This is a genomic window from Gordonia amicalis NBRC 100051 = JCM 11271 (genome assembly GCF_000332995.1).
Taxonomy (GTDB): Bacteria; Actinomycetota; Actinomycetes; order Mycobacteriales; family Mycobacteriaceae; genus Gordonia; species Gordonia amicalis.
Map to the genome: position 1 here is coordinate 104088 of NZ_BANS01000019.1, position 21116 is coordinate 125203.

The window sequence follows — 21116 nt, forward strand, 5'->3', positions numbered from 1 at the left end:
GACACGTGGCCGGGCAGGTGCCGCCGCTGGGTGTCGAGGAGGAATTCGTCCTCGTCGACCGCGAGACGGCACGTCCGGTCGCACGCAACCGCGAGGTGGCCGCGGCGGCCTCGGCTCGTGGACTCGACCTCGCCCTGGAGCTCACCTCATGTCAGGTCGAGATCGCCACCCCGACCTCCGACACCGCCAAGGAGATCGGTGATCACCTGTACCGGCTGCGGAGCATCGTCGCGGCGGCTGCCGACGACGTGGGGGTCGACGTCGTCGCATGCGGACTGCCGCCGCGGGTCCCGGAGTCCTTCCCGGTGACCGACACGCCGCGGTATCGCGCGATGGCCGGACGATACGGCATGCTCGCCCACGAACAGGGCATCAACGGTTGTCACGTCCACGTCGGCGTACCCGACCGGGACGCCGCCGTGGCGGTGTGCAACTGGCTGCGCCCGTGGCTACCCGCGCTGCTCGCCCTGACGGCCAACTCCGCGATCTACCGTGATGCCGACTCGGGTCATGCGAGCTGGCGGTCGGTGTTGTGGTCCCGATGGCCGGCCGCGGGTCCGCCGCCGCACCTGCGATCGGCGGCCCATTTCGCCGAGCTGGTGGAGCTGCTGGTGGCGACCGGTGTGATCCTCGACCCGCACATGCTCTACTGGGATGCCCGGCCGTCGGATCATCTCCCGACCGTGGAGATCCGCGCGGCCGATGTGCAGATGCGCGTGGACGAGGCCCGGGCCTTCGCCACGATCGTCCGCGCCGCGGTGATGACCGCGCTCGACGACGTGGAGCGCGGGGCCGAATCCGTCTCGGCCACACTCGATCCGATGGTGCTGGCGGCCGCCTACTGGAAGGCGGCCCATGACGGTCTCGACGGTGACGCACTCGATCCCGTGACGGGCGGGCGCATGCCCGCCTGGACCAGGATCTCTGAGCTCGTCACCGTGGTCGGACCGGCGCTGAACCGGTTGGGACAGCGCGAGGAGGTCGACGCCGCGCTGCGCCGGACGTGGAGCGAGGGGAACGGCGCGTCACGTCAGCGGCGCATCTTCCGCGAGACTCATTCGGCGCCCGCGATCACCCGCGCGGCCACCGTGCGCGTCGACCGGTGACGGTCGATCTCGGCCCGGGCTCTCAGCGCAGGGTGGCGAGATTCGAGATCGACTTGTGCACATCGGACTCCAGCACCCTGGCGACCAGGCTCCCGACGGGTCCGTTGAGCAATCCGCCGGACACCTCGGCGGACAGATCGAAGTAGGAACCGTCGGCGATCTCGTCGACCTTCATGGCGAGGTCGATCTGGATGCCGCCGCGCCCGGTGCCGGCGAGCGCGATCAGCCTGGGCTCGTCGTATTGCGTGACGGTCCAGTGGATGACGTTCCGGAACCCCTTCACCTTGATCAGCGACGAGACCTTCGTCCCCTCGTCGATCGTGGCGGGGACCGGGGACTTCCAGCCGCCGAAGATGGTCATCCACTCGTCGAAGCGCGAGAGGTTGGCGGCGAGTGCCCAGGCCGCGCTGGGGTCGAGGTCCGAGTCGATGCCGACGGAGACTGTGGCCACTGAGTGCTCCCATTCCGTGAGGTCGTGCCTGGTGCGAGGTCGTGCCTGTCGGGGAGTCTCTTACCCAGGTCGGCCGCTGCCTATTCGGGTCCGTCGCCGGTCTCGGTCGCGCCGCCCCCGCGCAGGGCCTCGGTCAGCGCGTCGACGCTCAGCCGCCGCTGCCAGGGACGGGCTCCGGCGGCGGCGAGATGCGCGTCCACCGCCTCGGTGGTGACCGGTTTCCGCAGTCCGTCCCAGCACAGCTGGCGGACCACATCGGGGGCGAGGAGGTTCTCCACCGGGAGGTTGCGGCTCTCGGCGACCTCTTTGAGAGCGGGACGCACCTTCTGCATCCGGGCCGCGGCCTCCGGGTTGCGCTGTTCCCAGCGACTCACCGGTGGCAGTCCGGGGCCGTTGGTCTTGCGGGCCGGCAACTCGTTGTCGGGCAGTTCGCGGGCCCGTTGGAGGGCACTGAGCCAGATCCCGGCCTGGCGTCGCTGGCGGGGACCGCCGAAGATCGGCAGGCGGGTCAGCTCCGAGTTGGACCGGGGGTCGGCGGTGGCGGCGTTCACGATCGCGGTGTCGGGCAGCACCCGGCCCGGGGCGACATCCCGCCGTTCGGCCAATTCCTCACGCGCCATCCACAATTCGCGCACCGCGGCGAGGGCGCGGGCGGACTTCACGGTGTGGATGTTCGAGGTCTTGCGCCATCGGTCGGTGCGTGGCGGTGCCGGCGGACGGGACAGGACGTAGGCGAATTCCTCACGAGCCCAGCCGTCCTTGCCGGATTCGGCCAGCGCCGCGTCCATCGCGTCCCGCAACTCGACCAGAACCTCGACGTCGAGCGCGGCGTAGTTCAGCCATTCGTCGGGGAGGGGCCGTCGCGACCAATCCGCCGCACCGTGACCCTTGAGCAGGCCGAGGCCGAGGAACTGGGCGACCATGGCCGCCAGGTTCACCTTCGCCAGGCCGAGGAGTCGACCGGCCAACTCGGTGTCGTACAGCTCGACGCACTCGAAACCCAGCTCGCGCAGACACGGGAGGTCCTGATCGGCGGCATGCAGCACCCATTCGGGACCGCGCAATGCGTCGATCACCGGGGCGAGGGCCCCGGGATCGGCGATGGGGTCGAGCAGGAAGCTGCCGGCACCGCGTCGTTTGATCTGGATCAGATACGCACGCTGCGAATAGCGGTAGCCGGAGGCGCGTTCGGTGTCGACGGCGATGGGGCCCTCGCCCGCCGCGAGTGCTCGCGCCGCGTCGGCGAACTCCGCCGCGGTCGACAGCACCGGCGGGACACCGCCGGCGGGCGCGAGCAGCGGCTCGACCTCGGGAGCCTCGTCCTCCGGCGTCGGGTTCTCTGGTGGTGTGTCCACGGTGCTCACGTCGCGCCGAGTCGGGTCACGCCCGTCGGCGGGAGGCCGGCAGCCGATGCCAGCACCTCGCAGAACGCTTCGAGGTGTCCGTTGAGACCCTCGGCGGTCAACGCGGTCCACGACGCGCGGACCTCGAGCTGGTGGGCGCGCGGCGGTCCGGCGATGTCGCCGTAGCGCACCGACGTGGTGGAGGTGACGGTTCCACCGAGCGCGGTCACCTCGATGCGGCGGGCGGTGCCGTCGAGGGACGGGCCGTTCCCGGAGTGCTCGGGGGTGCTGCTCTCGCCGACCGGCACACCGAGGGCGTCGGACAGCCAGCTCCAGGCCACCTCGGGCAGCAGCGGATCCATCGCCAGTGCGGCCTCGACCTCGGCCTGCAGATAGGCGACGAGGCGGATCGTGCCGTTCCAGGCGTCCTGACCGGCGGGGTCGTACAGCAGGATCAGTCGTCCGAACGCGGAGCCCTGGGAATCGGTGGGAACGACGTCGGGGTCGTCCGGCGGGCGCACCTCGGCGCCGACCGCGTAGCTGTACGGCGCCAGGCGCTGCGGCGGGCGGATGGGCCCGACCTCGATCTCATGGCGGACGCGGGCAGCATGCAGCGACTCCACCGCCGCGCGGAAATCAGCAGGCTCGTCCGGAGCTCCCGAGGAAGTCACCGTTCGACCGTAGGTGTGTCGCGCCTGGCAGCGGCGGAGGCGCGCCGGTTCACCGCCCCCGGAAATGGGGACGCGGGGTGAAGTCCCTGCCCTGATCCGTGCGGAACGTCGACATGGCAGAGTAAGCGGTGATGTCGAACGTAACTGGTACTCGGGTCCATCGGTCGCACCTGCCGCTCGTCGCCGCGGCCACGGGTGGGACTCCGTCACGCCGTCCGGTGTGGTTCATGCGGCAGGCGGGCCGTTCCCTGCCCGAGTACCGCGCGATCCGCGCGAACCACGGGATGCTCGAATCGTGCTTCGACGCCGAGTTGGTGTGCGAGATCACGATGCAGCCCGTCCGCCGTCACGACGTCGACGCCGCGATCCTGTTCTCCGACATCGTCGTGCCGCTCAAGGCCGCGGGGATCGACCTCGACATCGTGGCCGGGACCGGCCCGGTGATCGCCGAACCCGTGCGGTCGGCGGAGGCCGTCTCGCGCATCCCGCGTCTGGAGCCCGCCTCGGTCGGGGCGATCTCCCACGCCATCGAGCTGTTGCTCGCCCAACTCGGCGACACCGCGCTGATCGGCTTCGCCGGTGCGCCGTTCACCCTCGCCTCCTACCTCATCGAGGGTGGGCCGAGCCGCAATTACGAGCGCACCAAGGCGATGATGCACGGCGATCCGGAGACCTGGGCCGAGCTGATGGCGCGCCTGGCCGACATCACCATCGCCTTCCTGCAGGTCCAGCTCGAGGCCGGCGTCGACGCCATCCAGCTCTTCGACTCCTGGGCGGGCATGCTGTCGGCCGCCGACTACCAGCGTTTCGTGGCGCCGCACAGTGCCCGTGTCCTCGCGGAGGTCGCCGGGTACGGGGTCCCGCGCATCCACTTCGGCGTCGGGACCGGCGAGCTGCTGGCGCCGATGGCCCACGTCGGGGCCGACGTCATCGGTGTCGACTGGCGGGTGCCGCTCGACGAGGCCGTACGGCGAGTGGGACCGGGCAAGGCGGTCCAGGGCAACCTCGACCCGACGCTGCTCTTCGCGGGACCGGAGGTCGTGGAGAGCGAGGTCCGCCGCGTGGTCGCCGACGGTGACCGGGCGATCGCGGCCGGCGCCGTCGGCCACATCTTCAATCTCGGCCACGGGGTGCTTCCGGGTACCGATCCGGATGTCCTCACCCGCACGGTCGAACTGGTCCACAGCCTCTGATGAGTGCCGGGCCCCGGATCGCGGTCGTCGGCGGAGGTGTCTCCGGCCTGACGGCGGCGTACCGACTGCGGCGCGAACTCGGCGCCGACGCACGTATCGACGTTCTGGAAGCGGGTGAGCGGCTCGGCGGCGTCCTGCACACCACGACGGTCGGCGGACAGGCCGTCGACGTCGGGGCCGAGGCGTTCATCGTGCGGCGGCCGGAGGCTCTCGGCCTGGTCGACGAACTCGGGCTGGGGGATCGGGTCGTCTCACCGACCGGGCGCCGACCGGCCGTCTGGTCCGGCGGTCGCCTTCACCCGCTGCCGACGCCGGCGGTGATGGGTATCCCCGCGACGCCCGACGCGGTCGCCGGCCTCGCCGATCCGGCCGACCTCGAACTCATCCGCACCGAACCCGATCGCCCCTGGCACTGGGACCCGTCCGCGGACCCGACGGTCGGGGACCTCGTGACCGAACGTTTCGGCCCATCGGTGGTCGCCCGCAGCGTCGATCCCATGCTCGGCGGAGTCTATTCGAGCCTCGCCGGCGACATCGGTCTCCGGGAAGCACTGCCCGCCCTCGCCGCGCGTCTCGACGCCGGTGTGGCGAATCTCACCGACGCCGTCGCCGGTCTCGTCGCCGACGCCACCGGCTCGGGTCCCGTCTTCGGCACCCTCGTGGGCGGTTACCGGGTCCTCCTCGACGCCCTGCAACAGGCTGCGGCGGTGCGGCCTGAGCTCTGCGCCCACGTCCGTGAGCTCGAGCCGACTGCCACCGGCTGGACGCTGCACGTCGGCGGTCCTGCACGCGACGACGTCCGCGACTACGACGGTGTGATCCTCGCGATCCCCGCCTGGATGGCCGGCCACCTGCTGCGTCGTTCGCTGGCCGACTTCGCCGCCCCGCTGCGGGCGGTGCGGGGCGCGTCGTCGGTGGTGATCTCGATCGCGCTCACCCCCGGAACCCCGCTTCCCGATCACTCCGGGGTCCTGGTCGGTACCGGGGAAAGTCTGCGCGCCAAGGCCTTCACCCTCAGTTCGCAGAAGTGGGCGCATCTGTCACACGACGACGCGCCCGTCTCGGTGCGGGCGTCGTTCGGCCGGTTCGGTGCCCCGGTGCCGAGCGTCGACGACGAACCCGGCGTCGACGACCGATTGCGGACCGAGGCACTCGAGGACCTCGACGAGGTCTGCCGGGCCGCCGGCGTGGCACCCGCCTCGCCGCACGTCGTCGACACGTACGTGCAGCGCTGGACCGACGGGCTGCCCGTGTACGGACCGGGACACCTGGCCGCCATGGCGCGGCTCGCCGAGGCCCGCCCTCGCCGTCTCGTGCTCGCCGGCTCGTCGTATGCGGGCGTCGGCGTCCCGGCCTGTATCGGACAGGCCGGACGCGCGGTGGCGGCGCTGCTCACCGACCTGACCTGACTGTTCGTCCGGGCGGACACGGTGGCACCATGTCAGATATGGCCCGCTTGGATTACTCAGAACTCAACTCGACGATCCGCTACCTCATGTTCTCGGTGTTCGCTGTTCGCCCCGGCGAGCTCGGCACCGACCGTGACCAGGCGAAATCGGATGCCGCCGACTTCTTCAAGTCCCTCGAGGACACCGGCGTCGTGGTCCGCGGGGTGTACGACGTGTCGGGTCTCCGCGCCGACGCCGACTTCATGATCTGGTGGCACGCCGCCGACGTCGAGTCCATCCAGGCCGCCTACGCGAAGTTCCGTCGCGAGACGGTTCTGGGACGCGCCTGCAACGCGGTGTGGAGCAACGTCGCCCTGCACCGTCCCGCCGAATTCAACAAGAGCCACATCCCGGCCTTCCTCGCCGGTGAGGAACCGGGCAACTACATCTGCGTGTACCCGTTCGTGCGGTCCTACGAGTGGTACCTGCTTCCCGACGAGGAGCGTCGCAAGATGCTCGCCGACCACGGCAAGGCCGCGCGCGAGTACAAGGACGTGCGCGCCAACACGGTGTCGTCGTTCGCGCTCGGCGACTACGAATGGCTGCTCGCGTTCGAGGCACCCGAACTGCATCGCATCGTCGACCTCATGCGCGACCTGCGCGCCACCGAGGCGCGGATGCACGTCCGGGAGGAGACGCCGTTCTTCACCGGACCCCGCGTCGAGGTCTCGGCGCTCATCGACGCCCTGCCCTGATTCGTCGGAAAAGTAGAGGTTCTCGCAGAAGATGCGAGAACCTCTACTTTTTCTGTGACCGGTGTCGCCGGAACGAACGAAAGCGGACAGAAACCGCCACGGGCAACGGGAGGGGAAGCGGAGGGTGAATGGAACCTCAACACGAGGTAAACAACCGGTCGACTCAACGTGGAGGAAACCCGATGGTCCGAATTGTCCCCGTGGCCCGCGTCATCGCCGCACTGGCCTTCTCGACAGCGCTCGCCGGCGGCGCTGCGGCCGCGAACGCCCAGCCCTGCCAGATCCATCTGGCCGACGGTCAGGTCGCCCCGTGCCCCCCGGCTGTCGTCTCGAACGCGCCCGGCGACCCTGGTGGGGGTAACGAGCCGGGATCCGAGCCCGCCGAGATCGCGCATGAACCGCTGGAGCTCAGCTTCCTGGAGCCGGAAGAAGAGCCGACAAAGGAAGAAGTGGTCGACGAGTCCGAGGACAAGAACGACGAGGGCGTGGAGCCCGGCCAGGGGGACTAGATTCCGCAGAAGTAGGGGTCACGGCCGGGGGGTCGGCCGTGACCTGTTGTGCGACTCTGTTACTCGGCCGGCTCGAGCTTCAGGCTGATCGAGTTGATGCAGTAGCGCAGATCGGTGGGGGTGTCGTAGCCCTCACCGGCGAACACGTGGCCCAGGTGACTCCTGCAGTTCGCGCAGAGCACCTCGACTCGCTTCATGCCGAGCGAGTTGTCCTCGACCTCGATGATCTTGTCGCCGGCGAGGGGTGAGAAGAACGACGGCCAGCCACAGTGGGATTCGAACTTCTGCTCGCTGCGGAACAGCTCCGCGTCGCACGCCCGGCAGCGGTAGACGCCGACCGTCTTGGTGTCGGTGTACTCACCGGTGAAGGGCGCTTCGGTGCTGGCCTGGCGCAGAACCCGGTACTCGGCCGGGGTGAGGCGCTGCTTCCACTCCTCGTCGGTGAGGGTCGCCGGGTTCGTGGCGGGTGCGGTGCTCTCGGGCGTGCTGTCGGTCATGTCGTCCACGGTAGCGCGGGACGCGACAGCGTCGCGTTCCACGCTGTGCTACACGGACTTCGACAACGACAGCTCGTCGTCGGACGTCGTCGCCGGCGCCGGGGGAGTGCCGGACTCCGACCGCATCACGGCATCCTCACCGGCGACGCCGTCGGAGCGCATGTCGAGGTAGCGGAACAGCAGCGAGCAGAACACCGCGATCATCAGCAAGGACCAGCCCCAGGTCACCTTGTTGTACTCGACCATCCAGCCGAAGGCCGTCCACCGCTGCGAGTAGAAGCTGTCGAAGGTCATGCAGCCGTACACGCCGAGCCAGGCCGGCCAGTTGCGCATCGCCGATCCGGGTAGCAGCACCGTCATGAGCAGCGGGAACAGCAGCATCGAGTAGTAGCCCTGGCCCAGCGAGCCGACGAGGAAAGTGGTGCCCAGCAGCACACCCGACGACGTCGCGAGCCACAGCAGTTCGTTGGTCTTGCGGTAGTAGCGGTACAGGAACCACAGCGAGAACGCGGCCATCAGCACGAAGGCGACACGCAGCAGCATCACCAGCCACGGTGCGACCCCGAAGTAGGCGCCGTTGCCGGCGATCGAGCTGTTGTAGTAGTCGCGGGCCTCGCCGAGGTAGGGGACGGTCCGGCTGATGAAGGCGTCGGCATCCACCGACAGCGGCAACGCGATCACCGTCAACACGAGGGGGACCGCGATGGCGAAGGCGAACACCCGCCACTGCCGGTTGAGCAGGGGCAGCAGCAGCAGCGGCGCCAGAACGGGTTTCACGGCCAGCGTCAGACCCATCGGGATGCCCGCCCACCAGTCGTGCCGTGAGCGCATCAGCATCAGGAAGGCGATCATGCCCAGCAGGACGAACGAGTTGAAGTTCGTGAAGATCAGTGTGTGCGAGACGGTTTCGGTGAAGAAGAAGACGAACAGGACCGTCGGCATCACCCATGAGTCCAGGGCATGGCCGAACATCCGGGTCAGCAGGTAGGCGCAGATCAGCAGGGCCACGACGCTGACCGCGATGAACGCCCAGCGTGCGCGTTCGTAGTCGATCACCGCGACCGGCGCCATCAGCAGGGTGCCCGACGGCGGGTACAGGTAGTGCGGGTCGACCGTGGCGTAGTTCTCGCCGTAGACCGGCAGGTTGTTGAGGAAGTTGTAGGCCGCGGCGTACACCGGCTTGAAATCGTCGGTGCGGTCGCCGTTGACGCCGAGGAACACCGACCGGTGCACGACCATGAGCAGGCTGATCGGCCACAGGATCATCGGGATGATCCGCTGCGCACTCATCTGGGGATACAGATACCTGTCGAGATTGGCCACCCGCGCACCGTACTACGGTCGGCCTCGGACACTCCGCAGAACCCTCCGGGCTGCACCGGGTCGGACCCGGTCAGGTGGGGCAACCGCGCTGGGTCGGCCCCCCGAGAGGCGTCTTGGTCACGTACTCGGCCGCGACCTGGGCCGCGCAGGCGCTGCGACCCAGCACCGAGAAGCCCAGTCCGTCCCAGCTGACGGTGACCGGCTCGGCCCCGGCGTTCATGAACAGCGGGACGAGTGTGCTCGCGCCGTTGCCCCCGTTCACCGGGTCCCGGGTGCCGTTGAGGATCAGCGGGTCGGCGGGCAGCGATGACGGTGGGCGCACCGCGGTGCCCGACGCCCAGCCGTTGCAGCGCACCAGCGACAGCGCGCTGTCGGAGCCGGTCAGCGGACTCTGCTTCGTCCAGGCCTCGACGAGACCAGGGATCTCGTTCTGCCCCACCGGGCCGGTGACGTCGTTGCACCGGGACACCAGGGCACCGTCACTCATCCGCAGGGTCGCGGCCCGATCGGCGAGCCGGACCAGCGCGGCCGTGTCGCCTCGGTCGGCGGCGGTGATGGCGCGGGACAGGTCGAGCAACGCGTCGGGACGGTCCGCCGCGAGGGCGAGTGTGGTGGTGATGGCGTTCAGTGCGGTGGTGTCCGACAATCCGTCGAGGCGTCCGGCACGTGCCTTGGCGAGCAGCCCGGTCATCGCACCGACGCCGTTCGTGCCGAGCGTGCAGCCGTCCAGTGCGGAACATCGCTGCGCGAAACCCTGCAGCGCCGTCTGCACACCCTGTGCGCGCAGGTTGGCCCTGTCCCGAGCGTTGGCACCGAAGGGGGTGGGGGTGTCGAGGATGATGCGTCCCGCTCGACCCCCGTACAGGGAGGCGTAGGACAGCACGACGTCGGAGCCCTCGCCGACGCCGATGAGACCCAGGTGCTCGACGCCCCACCGCTGCCGAAGCGTTTCGAGGTCGGCGGCGGCGAACTGTGCGCCGAAGTTGAGTTGGTAGGGCGTCAGGGTCTCCGTGCACCCGTCCGAGGCCGACGAGGCGGCCGAGGCGAGGCGGGAGATGCGCGCCTGGGTGGTGGTCCCACGGGTGGTGAGGCCGTTGTCGGCGATCGTGCTCCGCTCGAGCCGGGTCATGCAGTCCAGGTCCCCACTCTGGGGGATGCCGCGATGATCGACGGCCACCACCGGGTGGGCGTCCAGGAACGCCCGGCCCGCACCGGTGGACATCACCATCAGGGTTCGCGACGACGGGAGATCCGACCCCGAGGTGAGCACGAGCGGCGGGGCGTCGGCGGGCGTCGCCGCGGTACGGGCCCGGGTCGCCGCGATCCTCACGACCTCGCCGTCGGGTTTGTTCCGGTCGACCGGGGAGTCGAACTCCGCACATTCGATGGTCACCCCGGCCGGGCGGGTGATGCCGAAGCGTCCGCTGGTGCCAGCGGCGCAGTCGGTCCACTCGAGATCGGTCTTCGGTACGGCCAGCGCCGGCGCCGGGGGCGGCGCCGACGACGATGCGGCCGGGCCCTCACCGCCACCGCCACCGGGGATGAGTTCCGGACCGCGGTCGGGGCCCACCGCGCACGACGACACGACGATCGCGACGATCACACCCAGGACAGCCGTGACGGCGTGCGCTCTTCGCATGACCGCGAGCGTAGTCAACGACTCCCGCCGACGACCGTGCAGTGATCGGTTCAGTGGATGGACGACCGGCCGTGGCGCAACCAGCGCGTGAAGACGAAGCCGTCGTCGTCGGTGATGATCGCGGCCGGCGTCATCGCCCTGAGCGCCGCCGCGTCCTCGTCACTGTCATCTCCGTCGCCGGCGCGGACCGCGATCCGGCCGGAATGTCCGCCCGCAAGATGAGGGCTGGTCGTCAGGCAGATCTCGTCGAGCAGGTCGTCGGCGATGATCGAGCCGAGCAGGCTCGGTCCGCCCTCGCACAGCACCCGTGGCCAGCCCCGGTCCCCGCAGGTCGCGATCAGCGTCGACGACTCGACATCGTCCTCGCCGCAGTCGACGAGGGTGGCGCCGGCGTCGACGAGTGCGGCGCGTCGATCCCGAGGTGCCGACGCGCAGGTGAGCACCACGGTGTCGGGGTGGCTCAGCGGCGGATAGTCCGGTGGCACGGACAGTGACCGCGAGACCAGGGCGAGTGCCGGCGCCGGTGCCTGGCCGTTCTCCTTCCGGAGGTCGGCGAACACGTCGTCGGGTTGCGGCTGGCGATAACCCTCGGTGGCCGCGGTCCCGGCTCCGACGAGGACCACGTCGGCCAGCCCACGCAGCACGCGGAAGACGGCCTTGTCGCCGGGGCCGCCGAGGCCGCCCGACTTCCCGTCGTGCGTTGCCGCGCCGTCGATCGAGGACACCATGTTGGCCCGGACGAACGGTGCCGCGGCGCCGGGACCGGCGGCCGGGCGTGGGGGATACCGATAGTGTTCGGCCAGCGCGAGGAGGGTCTCGGGCCCCTCCCGGTCGGCATCTGCGGATGTGACCTGGGTCGCTTTCTGCAGGTGGAACATGCATCCATCATTCCGTGGATCGCTACTCTCCACACATGGCGGCCCGACTTTGCGATCGCAACCCTGCGACCTCGCCGGATGCACTCATCGACGAGATGGTGCCTCCGTCGACCTTCGACGACGTGAGTTTCGACTCCTACATCCCCGATCCGAAGGAGCCGTCGCAGGCCCAGGCGGTGGCCAAGGCCCGCGACTTCGTCGCCCGCGCGTCGAAGGCGCGCTCGGGGAAGAAGGGCCTGTTCTCCCGCAAGGCGCCCTCGCAGGGGATCGGGCTGTACCTCGACGGTGGGTTCGGCGTCGGCAAGACCCACCTGCTCGCCTCGATCTACCACTCGATGCCGGAGCCGAAGTCGTTCGCGACCTTCGTCGAGATGACCCACGTGGTCGGCGCGCTGGGGTTCGTGAACGCCGTCGAGCGGCTCTCGCAGCACACGGTGCTGTGCATCGACGAGTTCGAACTCGACGATCCCGGCGACACGATGCTGGTGTCCCGGCTGCTCACTGAGCTCACCGCGAAGGGTGTGTCGGTCGTCGCCACCTCGAACACCCTGCCCGGCCAGCTCGGCGAGGGCCGCTTCGCGGCGCAGGACTTCCTGCGCGAGATTCGCAAGCTGTCCGCCGTGTTCGAGACCATCCGCGTCGACGGCCCGGACTACCGCCACCGCGACCTCCCGCCCGCTCCGGACCCGCGCACCGAGGGTGAGCTTGTCGACATTGCCGATTCCACCGAGGGTGCGACCCTCGACGACTTCGACGCCCTGTGCGATCACCTGAGCACGCTGCACCCGTCGAAGTACAAGGATCTCGTCGACGGCATCTCGCTGGTGTGCATCACCGGCGTGCACCCTGCCAAAGACCAGTCGGTGGCTCTGCGGCTCGTGGTGCTCGCCGACCGCCTCTACGACGCGCACGTCCCGGTGACCGTGTCGGGCGCCAAACTCGACGAGATCTTCACCGACGAGATGCTCGCCGGCGGTTACCGCAAGAAGTACCTGCGCGCGACCTCGCGCCTGCTGGCGCTGTCGCGGTTCGCCGAATTGGCTGTCTGAGACACCCTGTCCGCTTCACGAGCGTTCCGCGGAACACTCGGGTTCCCGCTCGACCGCTTCCCTCCCGCTTATTGCGCCCGGTAAGCGGGAAGTAGACACGCCGGTCGGAGGGAAACACGCCCGCGGGAAGTTCTCACTCCCCGAACACTCCGCTACAGCTTCTGCGTGAACACATAGTCGTGTTCGACGCTGCCGCCGAGGTCGAAGGTCCGCACTCCGGCACGGGTGAAACCCGTCTTGGTGTAGAACTTCTGGGCCCGTTCGTTGAGCTGGTTCACACCGAGCCAGACGACCGCGCTACCGCGATCGCGGGCGCGGTCGAGTGCTGCGTTCATCAGCCCACGTGACGGGCTGAGGCCGGGACGCGAATGGTGGTCGGGGAGTACGTACATCTTCGACACCTCGGTCGCCGGCCGATCGGGAACGACCGCTGCGACAACGGGATCCGACGGGTGGCCGTGCAGCACCAGCGCGTAGCCCAGGATCGCTCCGTCCGCGCCGTCCCGGGCGACGAGCACGTCGGCGTCCGGGTCGGTGATGTAGCCGCGGAAGTTCTTCTCGCCGAGGTTGGTCGCGATGAACTCGGCGATGTCCTCGGCAGCGGCGTGTGGCGGGCAGGCCAGCGGGAAGGTCGCACCGGCCACCTCGGCGACCGCCGCCGCCCGGTCGGGATCGGTGACGAGTTCGACGGTCACCGCGGGGGACGTCATGGCCGGGAGTCGGCCGATGCCAGGGGGCGCTCCGGGTCGGCGGTCCATGCGTTCATCGATCCGTCGTACACCGCGACGTCGTTCCGGCCGAGTGCCCGCAACGCGAAAGCCGCTGCGGTGGCGGCGATCCCGCCGCCGCAGTAAGTGACCGGCCGCACCGTGGGGTCGAGCGCGCCGACCTCGGTGAACAGCCCGCGCAGTTCGTCGAGCGGCCTGAGTGCGCCGGATTCGTCGACGAGTTCGCCGAACGGGACATTGACGCTGCTCGGGATGTGACCGCCGGAGAACGATTCCCGGTCGAGCGCGTTGACCAACAGAACCGACGAATCCGCGGTGGCCGCGGCGACCTCGTCGGTCGACGCGATGCGTTCTGGCCGGCGTCGTGCGGTGAAAGTTGCTGCCGGATGGGTTGATTCGCCTGTTTCGGTGGGGAGTCCGGCCTTCGCCCAGGCGTCGAATCCGCCGTCGAGGACCACGACGTCGTCGAATCCTTCGAGACCGAACTGCCACCACAGGCGGGTCGCCCAGATGCCGTTGACGGTGTCGTAGACGACGACCGTCGAGTCGTCACCGATCCCGGCCTCGCCGACGGCCGCGGCGAACTTCTCCGACGACGCCGCCGCGAACGGGGCCTCGCCGTCCGGATCGGACAGCCCGGCGATCTGGTCGACGAACACCGCACCGGGCAGGTGCCCCTGCAGGTAGGAGTCGCGGCCGGAGGCGACGTGCGCGCCGTCGGCGTCGAAGCTGAGATGAACCGTCGCGTCGACGATGCGCAGACGTCCCTCGCCGAGACGGGCGTGCAGTTCATCCGGGTGATCAGCGGTACGGAGTTCATGGCTGACACCGTAGTCCGGCCACTCCGCGGCGCGGCGTCAGGGATCGAGCGGCTCGTCCGGGATGGTTTCGGCGCTGATCGGTTCCGCATGGAAGTCGGTGAGTTCGACGTGGCGGGTCCTGGCCCAGTAGTCGACGATCCGCCACGGGAGTACCGCCACGACGCGGCCGTCGGGGTTGCGGTACCAGTTGGTCATCGCCGGGTGCGTCCACACCATCTGCGCGTGCGCGCGGTCGACGGCGTCGTTGTACTCGTCGGTGACGTCGCGGCGCACCTCGAGTGCGCCGAGTCGGTTCTCGATCATGGCGCGGATGGCGTCGCAGACGTAGCGCACCTGGTACTCGAGGATGCTGATGAAGCTTCCGCCGTGTCCGAGTGCGGTGTTGGGGCCGGTCAGGATGAACAGGTTGGGGAAGTCGGGTGCGGTGATGCCGAGGTAGGCGTACGCGTCGTGATCACCCCAGGCCTCGACCGTCGTCTTGCCGCTGCGACCGACGACGTCCATCGGGTACAGGTAGCGGTCGCTGTGGAAACCGGTCGCGAACACGATGATGTCGAAGTCGTGCGCCCGGCCGGTGCTGTCGACGAGACCGGTGGCGGTGACGGAGTCCACGCCGTGGCCCACCAGCTCGACGTTCGGCTGCCGCAACATGCGGAACCAGCCGTTGTCCAACAGCATCCGCTTGCCGAAGGGCGGGTAGTCGGGTGTCGACAGCTCGATCAGGTCGTCGCGGTCGCCCAGTTCGGCGCGCATGTAGCGCAGGTAGAACTCGCGGTGACCGTGATTCACGGCGTTGATCGATGCGGTGGGCTCGGGCCATTCGGGATCGACGTGCAGGGTGGAGTGGACCTTGTCGTTGAAGATCCAGGACAGCCGGGCGCGATACCACTCGCGGTAGCCGGGCAGGTTGTTCATCAGCCAGTGCACGCCGTCGCCGACGGGGGCGAAGTAATCGTCGTTGGGGGCGATCCACTGCGGGGACCGCTGGAAGATCGTCAGCGACCCGACCTTGCCGACGATGGCCGGACCGATCTGCATCGCCGAGGCGCCGGAGCCGACGATGGCGACGCGTTTGCCGGCCAGGGCGCCGGGCTCGTCGGGCTCCGTGGGCCAGTCGGCGGAGTGGAACATGCGGCCGGCGAAGGAGTCCATGCCGCTCAGCTGGGGGAGCTTGGGGCGATTGAGGATTCCGACGGCACTGATGAGAATCCGCGAGGTGAGGGTGCTCTGACTCCCGTCCCGGTCCCGGACCCGGACGATCCACTGCTGGGCGGCGGAATCGTAGGTGGCGGAGAGGACCTCGGTGCCGAACCGGACGCGGTCGCGCACCGCGTGGCGGTCGGCGAAGGCCTGCAGGTAGCCCTGGACCTCGTCGCGTTTGCCGAAGTGGGTCGACCAGTCGTGGTCGAAGGACGAGATCGAGTACAGGTAGCTCGGGGTGTCGACACCGGCGCCGGGGTAGTGGTTCTCGTACCAGGAACCGCCGACGTCGTCGTTCTTCTCCAGAACGGTGTGCTCGATGCCGGCCTCCGCGAGCTGGGTGGCGATCAGCATCCCGGCCACGCCCGCGCCGATGACGAGGGCGGTCATCGTCGTGCCGAGGTTCGCGGGCAGCGTCGACAGGTGGCTGCCGCGGAGGTCGCCCCGCACGATCTCACTCATCATCGGGCCGAATTCCGGCGCCACCGGCTCACCGGCGGTGAAGGACATCAGGGCGGCGACCAGTTCCTCGTCGGCCGGTTCGCGTGCGGGTGAACCCTGCTCGTACCAGTTCTTCAGGGCCTCGACGACGGCGTCGTGGATCTCGGCCTGCACCTCCTCGGGCAGCCCGCCCGTGGAGTTGTCGTCCATGCCGCGACTGCGCGTCGGGCGGTACCGGTCACTCAGCCACCGGCGATCGCCGGTCATCTCCACCAACACGGCCAGCAGTGTCGGGATGTTGCCCGCGGCGACGGCCGAACGGATCTCCGAGGTGGTGGGGCGCGTCTCCGGACGGAGGGAAACTGATGTCATAGATGCAACTAACCACTGTTAGTCCCGTCCCGTCAACACCGGGGATTTCCCATCAATCGGCGCTTGACGCCTCCGATCCGGTATGGAACTGTGTGCTCAGTCATACTAACAACGGTTAGTCATCACGGAGGTTGACATGGAACTCAGCGAGGCAATGCGCACGACGGGCACCTGCCGCTACTTCAGCGACAAGCCGGTCGAGGACGAGGTGTTCTACCAGGCGTTCGACGACGCGCGCTTCGGCCCGCAGGGCGGCAACCGCCAGCCCGTCCGCTGGGTCGTGGTCCGCGACGACGCCACCAAGAAGGCCCTCGCCGACCTCTACCTGCCGTTCTGGGAGCCGTACTACAACTCGATCCTCGAGGGATCGAAGAAGGTCGGCGCCGTCCCCAAGACCATCGAGAGCGCGAACTACTTCGCACACCACCTCGCCGAGGTGCCCGCGCTCGTCGTGGTGTGCGCCGAGATGGAGGGGCTGCACCCCACCGATCACGAGCTCGGCCGGCTCAGTGTCGTCGGCGGAGCGTCGATCTACCCGAGTGTGCAGAATCTGACGCTCGCGCTCCGCCAGCAGGGCGTCGCCACCGCACTCACGACCCTGCTCTGTGCGGCCGAGAACGACGTCAAGGAACTGCTCGGCATCCCGGACGACTACATCACCGCCGCGCACATCGCCGTCGGCTACCCGCGAGACGGCTTCCCGCGCAAGCTCACCCGCAGCCCGGTCGAGGACATCGCCTACCTCGACCGCTTCGACAACCGGATGTTCGCGTGAGCGCCCCCGCCATGGCCTCCGACCGCACCTTGACCGAGATCCAGACCTCGCCGCTGGGCCGCGCGACGATCGGTGACCAGCTGCGCAGGCTGTCACGTTCGCAGGGCGGCAAGCCCGCGATCATCGCGTGCGACGCCGACGGCGGCCGCACGTCGACCAGCTATCGCGAGCTCAACGGGATGGCCAATCGGGTCGCGCACGTCCTCGCCGACCTCGGTGTCCGACGCGGCGACCGCGTCGCGGTGATGAGCCGCAACCGCGTCGAGACCGTAGCCACCTACTACGGCACGCTGAAGCTCGGGGCGGCGTACTCCGGGGTCAGCCCGATGTTCCGCGAGAAGGAGACCGCCCAGCAGCTGGGTCATCTGGAGCCCGCGGTGCTCGTCGTCGAGCGCGACCTGGCCTCGCTCGCCGGGCCGATCGCCGACAGCCTCGGGATCTCGGTCCTCGTCGTCGGGGAGTCGGCGTCGAACTCGTGGAACTCCTTCGACGACCTCGTCGGGCGGGCCGAGGACGCCGAGCCCGACGCCGACGTCGACGAACACGATCTGGCCATGATCGTCTACACCAGCGGTACCGAGTCGACGCCGAAGGGCGTGGAGATCGCGCACCGCAACTACCTGATCTCCACGGCGCCGGCGTACACGTGGGGACTGCGCTGCCAGAACGACGACGTCTGGCTGTATGTCATGCCCTTCCACACGATCGCCGGGATCGGTTCGCTCACGTCCCTGACCCTGCTGGGCGCCACGCTCGTGCTGCCGGCCGCGGTCGACCCGGCGACGTCCCTGCGGATGATCCGCGACGAGAAGATCTCGGTGCTCGCCCAGACCCCGACCTTCTTCATCGCCCTGGCCAACCACCCCGACTTCGGGCCCGACACCGTCGGCACGGTCCGCCGCTGTCTCACCTACGGCGGCCAGGTGTCGCCGCATGCGGTCGACGCATGGGCCTCCGCCACCCCGGAATCGGTGTGGGGAACGTACTGGGGCCAGTCCGAACTCACCCAGTTGGGGTCGGTCGGGTGGTTCAAGCGGCTCGAGGACGTGCCCGGCGCGGACCCGACCTGGATCGGCAGGCCGGTCGGCCATCTCGAGGTGCGTGTCGTCGACGCCGACGGCAATGATGCCGAGGAAGGCGAACTGCTCTGCCGCACACCGTCGGTCATGCTCGGGTACTTCAAGGACCCGGAGAAGACGGCGCAGGTCCTCGATGGTGGCTGGGTCCACACCGACGACATCGTGCGCATCGACGACGAGGGCAACATGTTCTTCCGCGACCGGCGCAAGGACATGATCAAGACCGGCGGATACAACGTCGCCTCCCAGGAGGTCGAGCGTGTGCTGCAGGCGCATCCCGACGTGGAACGGGCCGCGGTCGTGGGCCTGCCCGACCCGTACTGGTCCGAGGCGGTCACCGGTTTCGTCGTGCTCCGCGCGGGTACCTCGGTGTCCGCGGAGGACATTCGCGAGCACTGCCGATCCGAACTGGCATCGTACAAGGTGCCCAAGGCGGTGTATCTCGTCGACGAACTGCCGACCGACGCCCAGGGCAAGTTGCTCAAGCGCGAGTTGAGGAGAGCCTATGGAACCCCTCAGGGCTGACGACCCCACTGCGGTCGCTGCCGAGGTCGTCCCGGGTCGGGTGGCGCAGGAGCGTCCGCGCACCCGCCGGGACGAGATCGCGGAGGCCGCGGCGCGCTACTTCGCCGAACACGGGTACGCCAACGCGGGGATGCGTGACATCGCCGAGGCCGTGGGCATGCGAGGTGCGAGTCTCTACAACCACTTCCACTCCAAAGAGGAGATCCTCTACGCGATCGCGCTGCGGATGACCGAGGATCCGCAGGCGGACCTGCTCCTGCTCGACGGTGAGGGCGGACCGGTCCAGCGGCTCACCGGCCTGGTCGAGGCCCACGTCCGGCGCCTCGCGCGCCACCGGGTGGAACACCTTGTGGCGCTGCGGGAACTGTCGGCGCTGACGCCCGAACATCGCCGGATCGTCACCGACTACCGCAAGTACTACCAGCGGCGCATCCGGGACGTGATCGAGGCCGGCGCCCGCATGGGCGTGTTCGAGGTGCGCGACGCCCATCAGTCCGCCATCGCGGTGCTCGACCTGATGAACGGCATCAGCTGGTGGCTGCGCGACGACCACGACGTCGACCAGTTGGTCGACGACTACGTCGATTTCACGATCCGCGGGGTCCTTCACCACCAGGTGCGTTCGTGAGCGGTCCGCTCGCCGGTGTGCGCGTGGTCGAGATGCCGGGCCTCGGTCCGACGCCGCACGCGGCGATGATGCTCGCCGACCTCGGCGCCGACGTCATCCGGATTCGACGCCCCGGTCCCGAGGCTCCGGGACCCGACGGCGTCGTCGACGCGGACGCCGGCCTGTACCGGTCCCGACCCAGTGTCGAGGCCGACCTCAAGGACCCCGCCGACCTGGCACGCATCCGGGAGATGATCCTGCGTGCGGACATCCTCGTCGAGGGTTTCCGGCCGGGGGTGATGGAACGGCTCGGCCTCGGACCCGAGATCTGTGACGACGCACCGCAACTCGTCTATGCCCGGATGACCGGGTGGGGACAGGACGGTGACCGCGCGCTGCTCGCCGGTCACGACATCAACTACCTCGCCGTGACGGGTGTGCTCGAGGCGATGGGGCCGGCCGGATCACCGCCCGTGCCGCCACTGTCGCTGGCCGGCGACTTCGGCGGGGGATCGATGCTCCTCGTGGTCGGCGTGCTGGCCGCGCTGCACGACCGGTCGCGAACCGGCGCGGGCAGGTCGTCGACGCCGCGATGGTCGACGGGGCCGGTCTGCTCGCACAACTGCAGTGGTCGTGGAAGGCGGCCGGCCGCTGGGTGTCCCGGTCGGAGGGCAACCTCCTCGACGGCTCCGCTCCCTTCTACGCGACGTACGAGTGCGCGGACGGCAGGTTCGTCGCCGTCGGTGCGTGGAGGAGAAGTTCTGGCGCAACCTGATCGGCACCCTCGGCCTCGGTGACCTCCCCGACCGCTGGGATCGCACGCACTGGCCGGTCATCTCCGCCGCACTCGCCGCCCGGTTCGCCACGCGCAGCCGCGATCAGTGGGCCGATGAGTTCGCCGGTGTCGACGCGTGCCTGACGCCCGTGCTCGACTTCGACGAGGCGGCCGCCGATCCCGTTGCGCGGCAACGGGGCAGCTACGTCATCGTCGACGACGCCGTCCAGCCCGCACCGGCACCACGGTTCTCCCGGACCGTCCTGCCCGCACCGTCAGGGTCCTCGACCGTGGACCTGACGCAGATTCTCGATCAATGGTCGACCGATTCACCCGTGGAGGTGTCGTGAGTTTCACCAGCCCGTTCCCCGACGTCGAGATCCCCGAGGTCAGCGTCCACGAGTTCCTGTTGGGCACGATCGCCGACGACGAGCTCGGACGGACCGCGCTGGTGGACCCGAAATCCGGTGCGGTGACGTCGTATAAGGAACTCATCACCCAGATCGACGCGGTTGCCGGCTGGCTGGCGTCGCGGGGGATCGGTGTCGGGGACGTGGTGGGCATCCTCTCGCCCAACATTCCGGCGTTCGCGACGGTGTTCCACGGCATCTTGCGTGCCGGTGGCACGGCGACGACGGTCAATGCGTTGTTCACGGCACCTGAGATCGCCAAGCAGTTGCGGGATTCGGGTGCGAAGATGCTGGTGACGATCTCGCCGATGTTCGAGCAGGCCAAGGCGGCCGCCGAGGAGGTGGGTCTGTCGGCGGCGAATCTGATCGTTCTCGACGGTGCGGGACAGGCGGATTCGGGACACCCCAATGCGGTCGACGTGATCGGCGCGGGACTGCCCGCACCGCAGGTGTCCTTCGATCCGGCCACCCATGTGGCGGTGCTGCCGTACAGCTCGGGAACGACGGGTAATCCGAAGGGTGTGGCGCTCTCGCACCGGAATCTGGTGGCCAATGTCGCCCAGTTGAAGCCGTTGCAGGGG

Annotated in this window: 20 protein-coding genes and 1 pseudogene; 11 read left to right on the top strand and 10 right to left on the bottom strand. The window is 69.2% G+C overall.

The genetic code is table 11. The features are described 5' to 3' along the window. Positions 1–5 precede the first annotated feature (5 nt). Complete coding sequence (locus GOAMI_RS10675; protein WP_006436508.1) at positions 6–1106, top strand: carboxylate-amine ligase; 1101 nt, start codon at positions 6–8, stop codon at positions 1104–1106. 22 nt (positions 1107–1128) lie between these two features. Here GOAMI_RS10675 and GOAMI_RS10680 read toward each other — a convergent pair whose 3' ends face one another. The 3 genes from GOAMI_RS10680 to GOAMI_RS10690 form a co-directional block, all read right to left on the bottom strand. Further along, on the bottom strand, positions 1129–1557 hold the full coding sequence (locus GOAMI_RS10680; protein ID WP_006436509.1) for a type II toxin-antitoxin system Rv0910 family toxin: 429 nt from the start codon (positions 1555–1557) through the stop codon (positions 1129–1131). Positions 1558–1637: 80 nt separating this feature from the next. Beyond that, the gene (locus GOAMI_RS10685; protein ID WP_006436510.1) at positions 1638–2912 is read right to left on the bottom strand and encodes an HRDC domain-containing protein; all 1275 of its coding nucleotides are present in this window, start codon (positions 2910–2912) and stop codon (positions 1638–1640) included. 5 nt (positions 2913–2917) lie between these two features. After that, positions 2918–3571, bottom strand: a complete 654-nt coding sequence (locus tag GOAMI_RS10690; RefSeq protein WP_006436511.1) for a DUF3000 domain-containing protein — start codon at positions 3569–3571, stop codon at positions 2918–2920. A gap of 131 nt (positions 3572–3702) precedes the next feature. Between GOAMI_RS10690 and hemE the strand changes: the two genes are divergently transcribed. From hemE to GOAMI_RS10710, 4 genes are all read left to right on the top strand, one after another. Then, positions 3703–4764, top strand: a complete 1062-nt coding sequence (hemE, locus tag GOAMI_RS10695) for a uroporphyrinogen decarboxylase (RefSeq protein ID WP_006436512.1) — start codon at positions 3703–3705, stop codon at positions 4762–4764. Next, positions 4764–6173: an FAD-dependent oxidoreductase gene (locus GOAMI_RS10700; RefSeq protein ID WP_006436513.1), complete on the top strand. Its 1410-nt coding sequence runs from the start codon at positions 4764–4766 to the stop codon at positions 6171–6173. Before hemE ends, GOAMI_RS10700 begins: the two co-directional genes overlap by 1 nt. 38 nt (positions 6174–6211) lie before the next feature. Beyond that, positions 6212–6907, top strand: a complete 696-nt coding sequence (gene hemQ, locus GOAMI_RS10705; protein ID WP_006436514.1) for a hydrogen peroxide-dependent heme synthase — start codon at positions 6212–6214, stop codon at positions 6905–6907. Between the two features lie 182 nt (positions 6908–7089). Then, positions 7090–7416, top strand: a complete 327-nt coding sequence (locus tag GOAMI_RS10710) for a hypothetical protein (RefSeq protein ID WP_006436515.1) — start codon at positions 7090–7092, stop codon at positions 7414–7416. 59 nt (positions 7417–7475) lie between these two features. On the opposite strand, the gene msrB is transcribed toward GOAMI_RS10710, so the two are convergent. The 4 genes from msrB to GOAMI_RS10730 all read right to left on the bottom strand — a co-directional run bounded on the left by msrB (position 7476) and on the right by GOAMI_RS10730 (position 11753). Beyond that, a complete protein-coding gene (msrB, locus tag GOAMI_RS10715; RefSeq protein WP_040004760.1) occupies positions 7476–7913 on the bottom strand; it encodes a peptide-methionine (R)-S-oxide reductase MsrB in 438 nt (145 codons plus the stop codon). 48 nt (positions 7914–7961) lie between these two features. After that, positions 7962–9236 (bottom strand): glycosyltransferase family 87 protein, encoded by a 1275-nt coding sequence (locus tag GOAMI_RS10720; RefSeq protein WP_006436517.1) that lies wholly within the window; start codon positions 9234–9236, stop codon positions 7962–7964. A 70-nt stretch (positions 9237–9306) separates the two neighbouring features. Continuing rightward, entirely contained in the window at positions 9307–10875 is a 1569-nt protein-coding gene (locus GOAMI_RS10725) for an alpha/beta hydrolase (RefSeq protein WP_210738283.1), read from the bottom strand. 50 nt (positions 10876–10925) lie between these two features. Further along, positions 10926–11753 (bottom strand): dihydrofolate reductase family protein, encoded by an 828-nt coding sequence (locus GOAMI_RS10730; RefSeq protein WP_006436519.1) that lies wholly within the window; start codon positions 11751–11753, stop codon positions 10926–10928. Positions 11754–11788: 35 nt separating this feature from the next. Here GOAMI_RS10730 and zapE point away from each other — a divergent pair, with 35 nt between their 5' ends. Beyond that, positions 11789–12802: a cell division protein ZapE gene (gene zapE / locus GOAMI_RS10735; RefSeq protein WP_006436520.1), complete on the top strand. Its 1014-nt coding sequence runs from the start codon at positions 11789–11791 to the stop codon at positions 12800–12802. Between the two features lie 152 nt (positions 12803–12954). Here the strand turns inward: zapE and GOAMI_RS10740 are convergent, their stop codons facing one another. The 3 genes from GOAMI_RS10740 to GOAMI_RS10750 form a co-directional block, all read right to left on the bottom strand. Further along, positions 12955–13512, bottom strand: coding sequence for a GNAT family N-acetyltransferase (locus GOAMI_RS10740; RefSeq protein ID WP_006436521.1), 558 nt, complete (start codon positions 13510–13512; stop codon positions 12955–12957). Further along, a complete protein-coding gene (locus GOAMI_RS10745; protein ID WP_040004751.1) occupies positions 13509–14318 on the bottom strand; it encodes a sulfurtransferase in 810 nt (269 codons plus the stop codon). Before GOAMI_RS10745 ends, GOAMI_RS10740 begins: the two co-directional genes overlap by 4 nt. Positions 14319–14387: 69 nt before the next feature. Further along, positions 14388–16364: a flavin-containing monooxygenase gene (locus GOAMI_RS10750; RefSeq protein WP_006436523.1), complete on the bottom strand. Its 1977-nt coding sequence runs from the start codon at positions 16362–16364 to the stop codon at positions 14388–14390. 136 nt (positions 16365–16500) lie between these two features. Between GOAMI_RS10750 and GOAMI_RS10755 the strand changes: the two genes are divergently transcribed. From GOAMI_RS10755 to GOAMI_RS10775, 5 genes and pseudogenes are all read left to right on the top strand, one after another. Next, positions 16501–17139: a nitroreductase family protein gene (locus tag GOAMI_RS10755; protein WP_006436524.1), complete on the top strand. Its 639-nt coding sequence runs from the start codon at positions 16501–16503 to the stop codon at positions 17137–17139. Next, positions 17136–18743, top strand: coding sequence for a class I adenylate-forming enzyme family protein (locus GOAMI_RS10760; RefSeq protein ID WP_006436525.1), 1608 nt, complete (start codon positions 17136–17138; stop codon positions 18741–18743). The genes GOAMI_RS10755 and GOAMI_RS10760 overlap by 4 nt, the downstream gene beginning before the upstream one ends. Next, on the top strand, positions 18724–19371 hold the full coding sequence (locus GOAMI_RS10765; protein WP_006436526.1) for a TetR/AcrR family transcriptional regulator: 648 nt from the start codon (positions 18724–18726) through the stop codon (positions 19369–19371). The genes GOAMI_RS10760 and GOAMI_RS10765 overlap by 20 nt, the downstream gene beginning before the upstream one ends. After that, positions 19368–20475 (top strand): annotated as a pseudogene (locus tag GOAMI_RS10770) (CaiB/BaiF CoA transferase family protein). The gene GOAMI_RS10765 and the pseudogene GOAMI_RS10770 overlap by 4 nt, the downstream one beginning before the upstream one ends. Beyond that, positions 20472–21116 (top strand): AMP-binding protein (locus GOAMI_RS10775; RefSeq protein WP_006436530.1); only part of this gene is annotated, 645 nt, incomplete at its 3' end. The pseudogene GOAMI_RS10770 and the gene GOAMI_RS10775, both read left to right, overlap by 4 nt.

Excerpts from the sequence above, each read along its gene's own strand:
- hemE (WP_006436512.1), top strand. The coding sequence starts at position 3,703 with ATGTCGAACGTAACTGGTACTCGGGTCCATCGGTCGCACCTGCCGCTC.
- GOAMI_RS10700 (WP_006436513.1), top strand. The coding sequence starts at position 4,764 with ATGAGTGCCGGGCCCCGGATCGCGGTCGTCGGCGGAGGTGTCTCCGGC.
- hemQ (WP_006436514.1), top strand. The coding sequence starts at position 6,212 with ATGGCCCGCTTGGATTACTCAGAACTCAACTCGACGATCCGCTACCTC.
- GOAMI_RS10710 (WP_006436515.1), top strand. The coding sequence starts at position 7,090 with ATGGTCCGAATTGTCCCCGTGGCCCGCGTCATCGCCGCACTGGCCTTC.
- msrB (WP_040004760.1), bottom strand. The coding sequence starts at position 7,913 with ATGACCGACAGCACGCCCGAGAGCACCGCACCCGCCACGAACCCGGCG.
- GOAMI_RS10725 (WP_210738283.1), bottom strand. The coding sequence starts at position 10,875 with ATGCGAAGAGCGCACGCCGTCACGGCTGTCCTGGGTGTGATCGTCGCG.
- GOAMI_RS10730 (WP_006436519.1), bottom strand. The coding sequence starts at position 11,753 with ATGTTCCACCTGCAGAAAGCGACCCAGGTCACATCCGCAGATGCCGAC.
- zapE (WP_006436520.1), top strand. The coding sequence starts at position 11,789 with ATGGCGGCCCGACTTTGCGATCGCAACCCTGCGACCTCGCCGGATGCA.
- GOAMI_RS10740 (WP_006436521.1), bottom strand. The coding sequence starts at position 13,512 with ATGACGTCCCCCGCGGTGACCGTCGAACTCGTCACCGATCCCGACCGG.
- GOAMI_RS10750 (WP_006436523.1), bottom strand. The coding sequence starts at position 16,364 with ATGACATCAGTTTCCCTCCGTCCGGAGACGCGCCCCACCACCTCGGAG.
- GOAMI_RS10755 (WP_006436524.1), top strand. The coding sequence starts at position 16,501 with ATGGAACTCAGCGAGGCAATGCGCACGACGGGCACCTGCCGCTACTTC.
- GOAMI_RS10765 (WP_006436526.1), top strand. The coding sequence starts at position 18,724 with ATGGAACCCCTCAGGGCTGACGACCCCACTGCGGTCGCTGCCGAGGTC.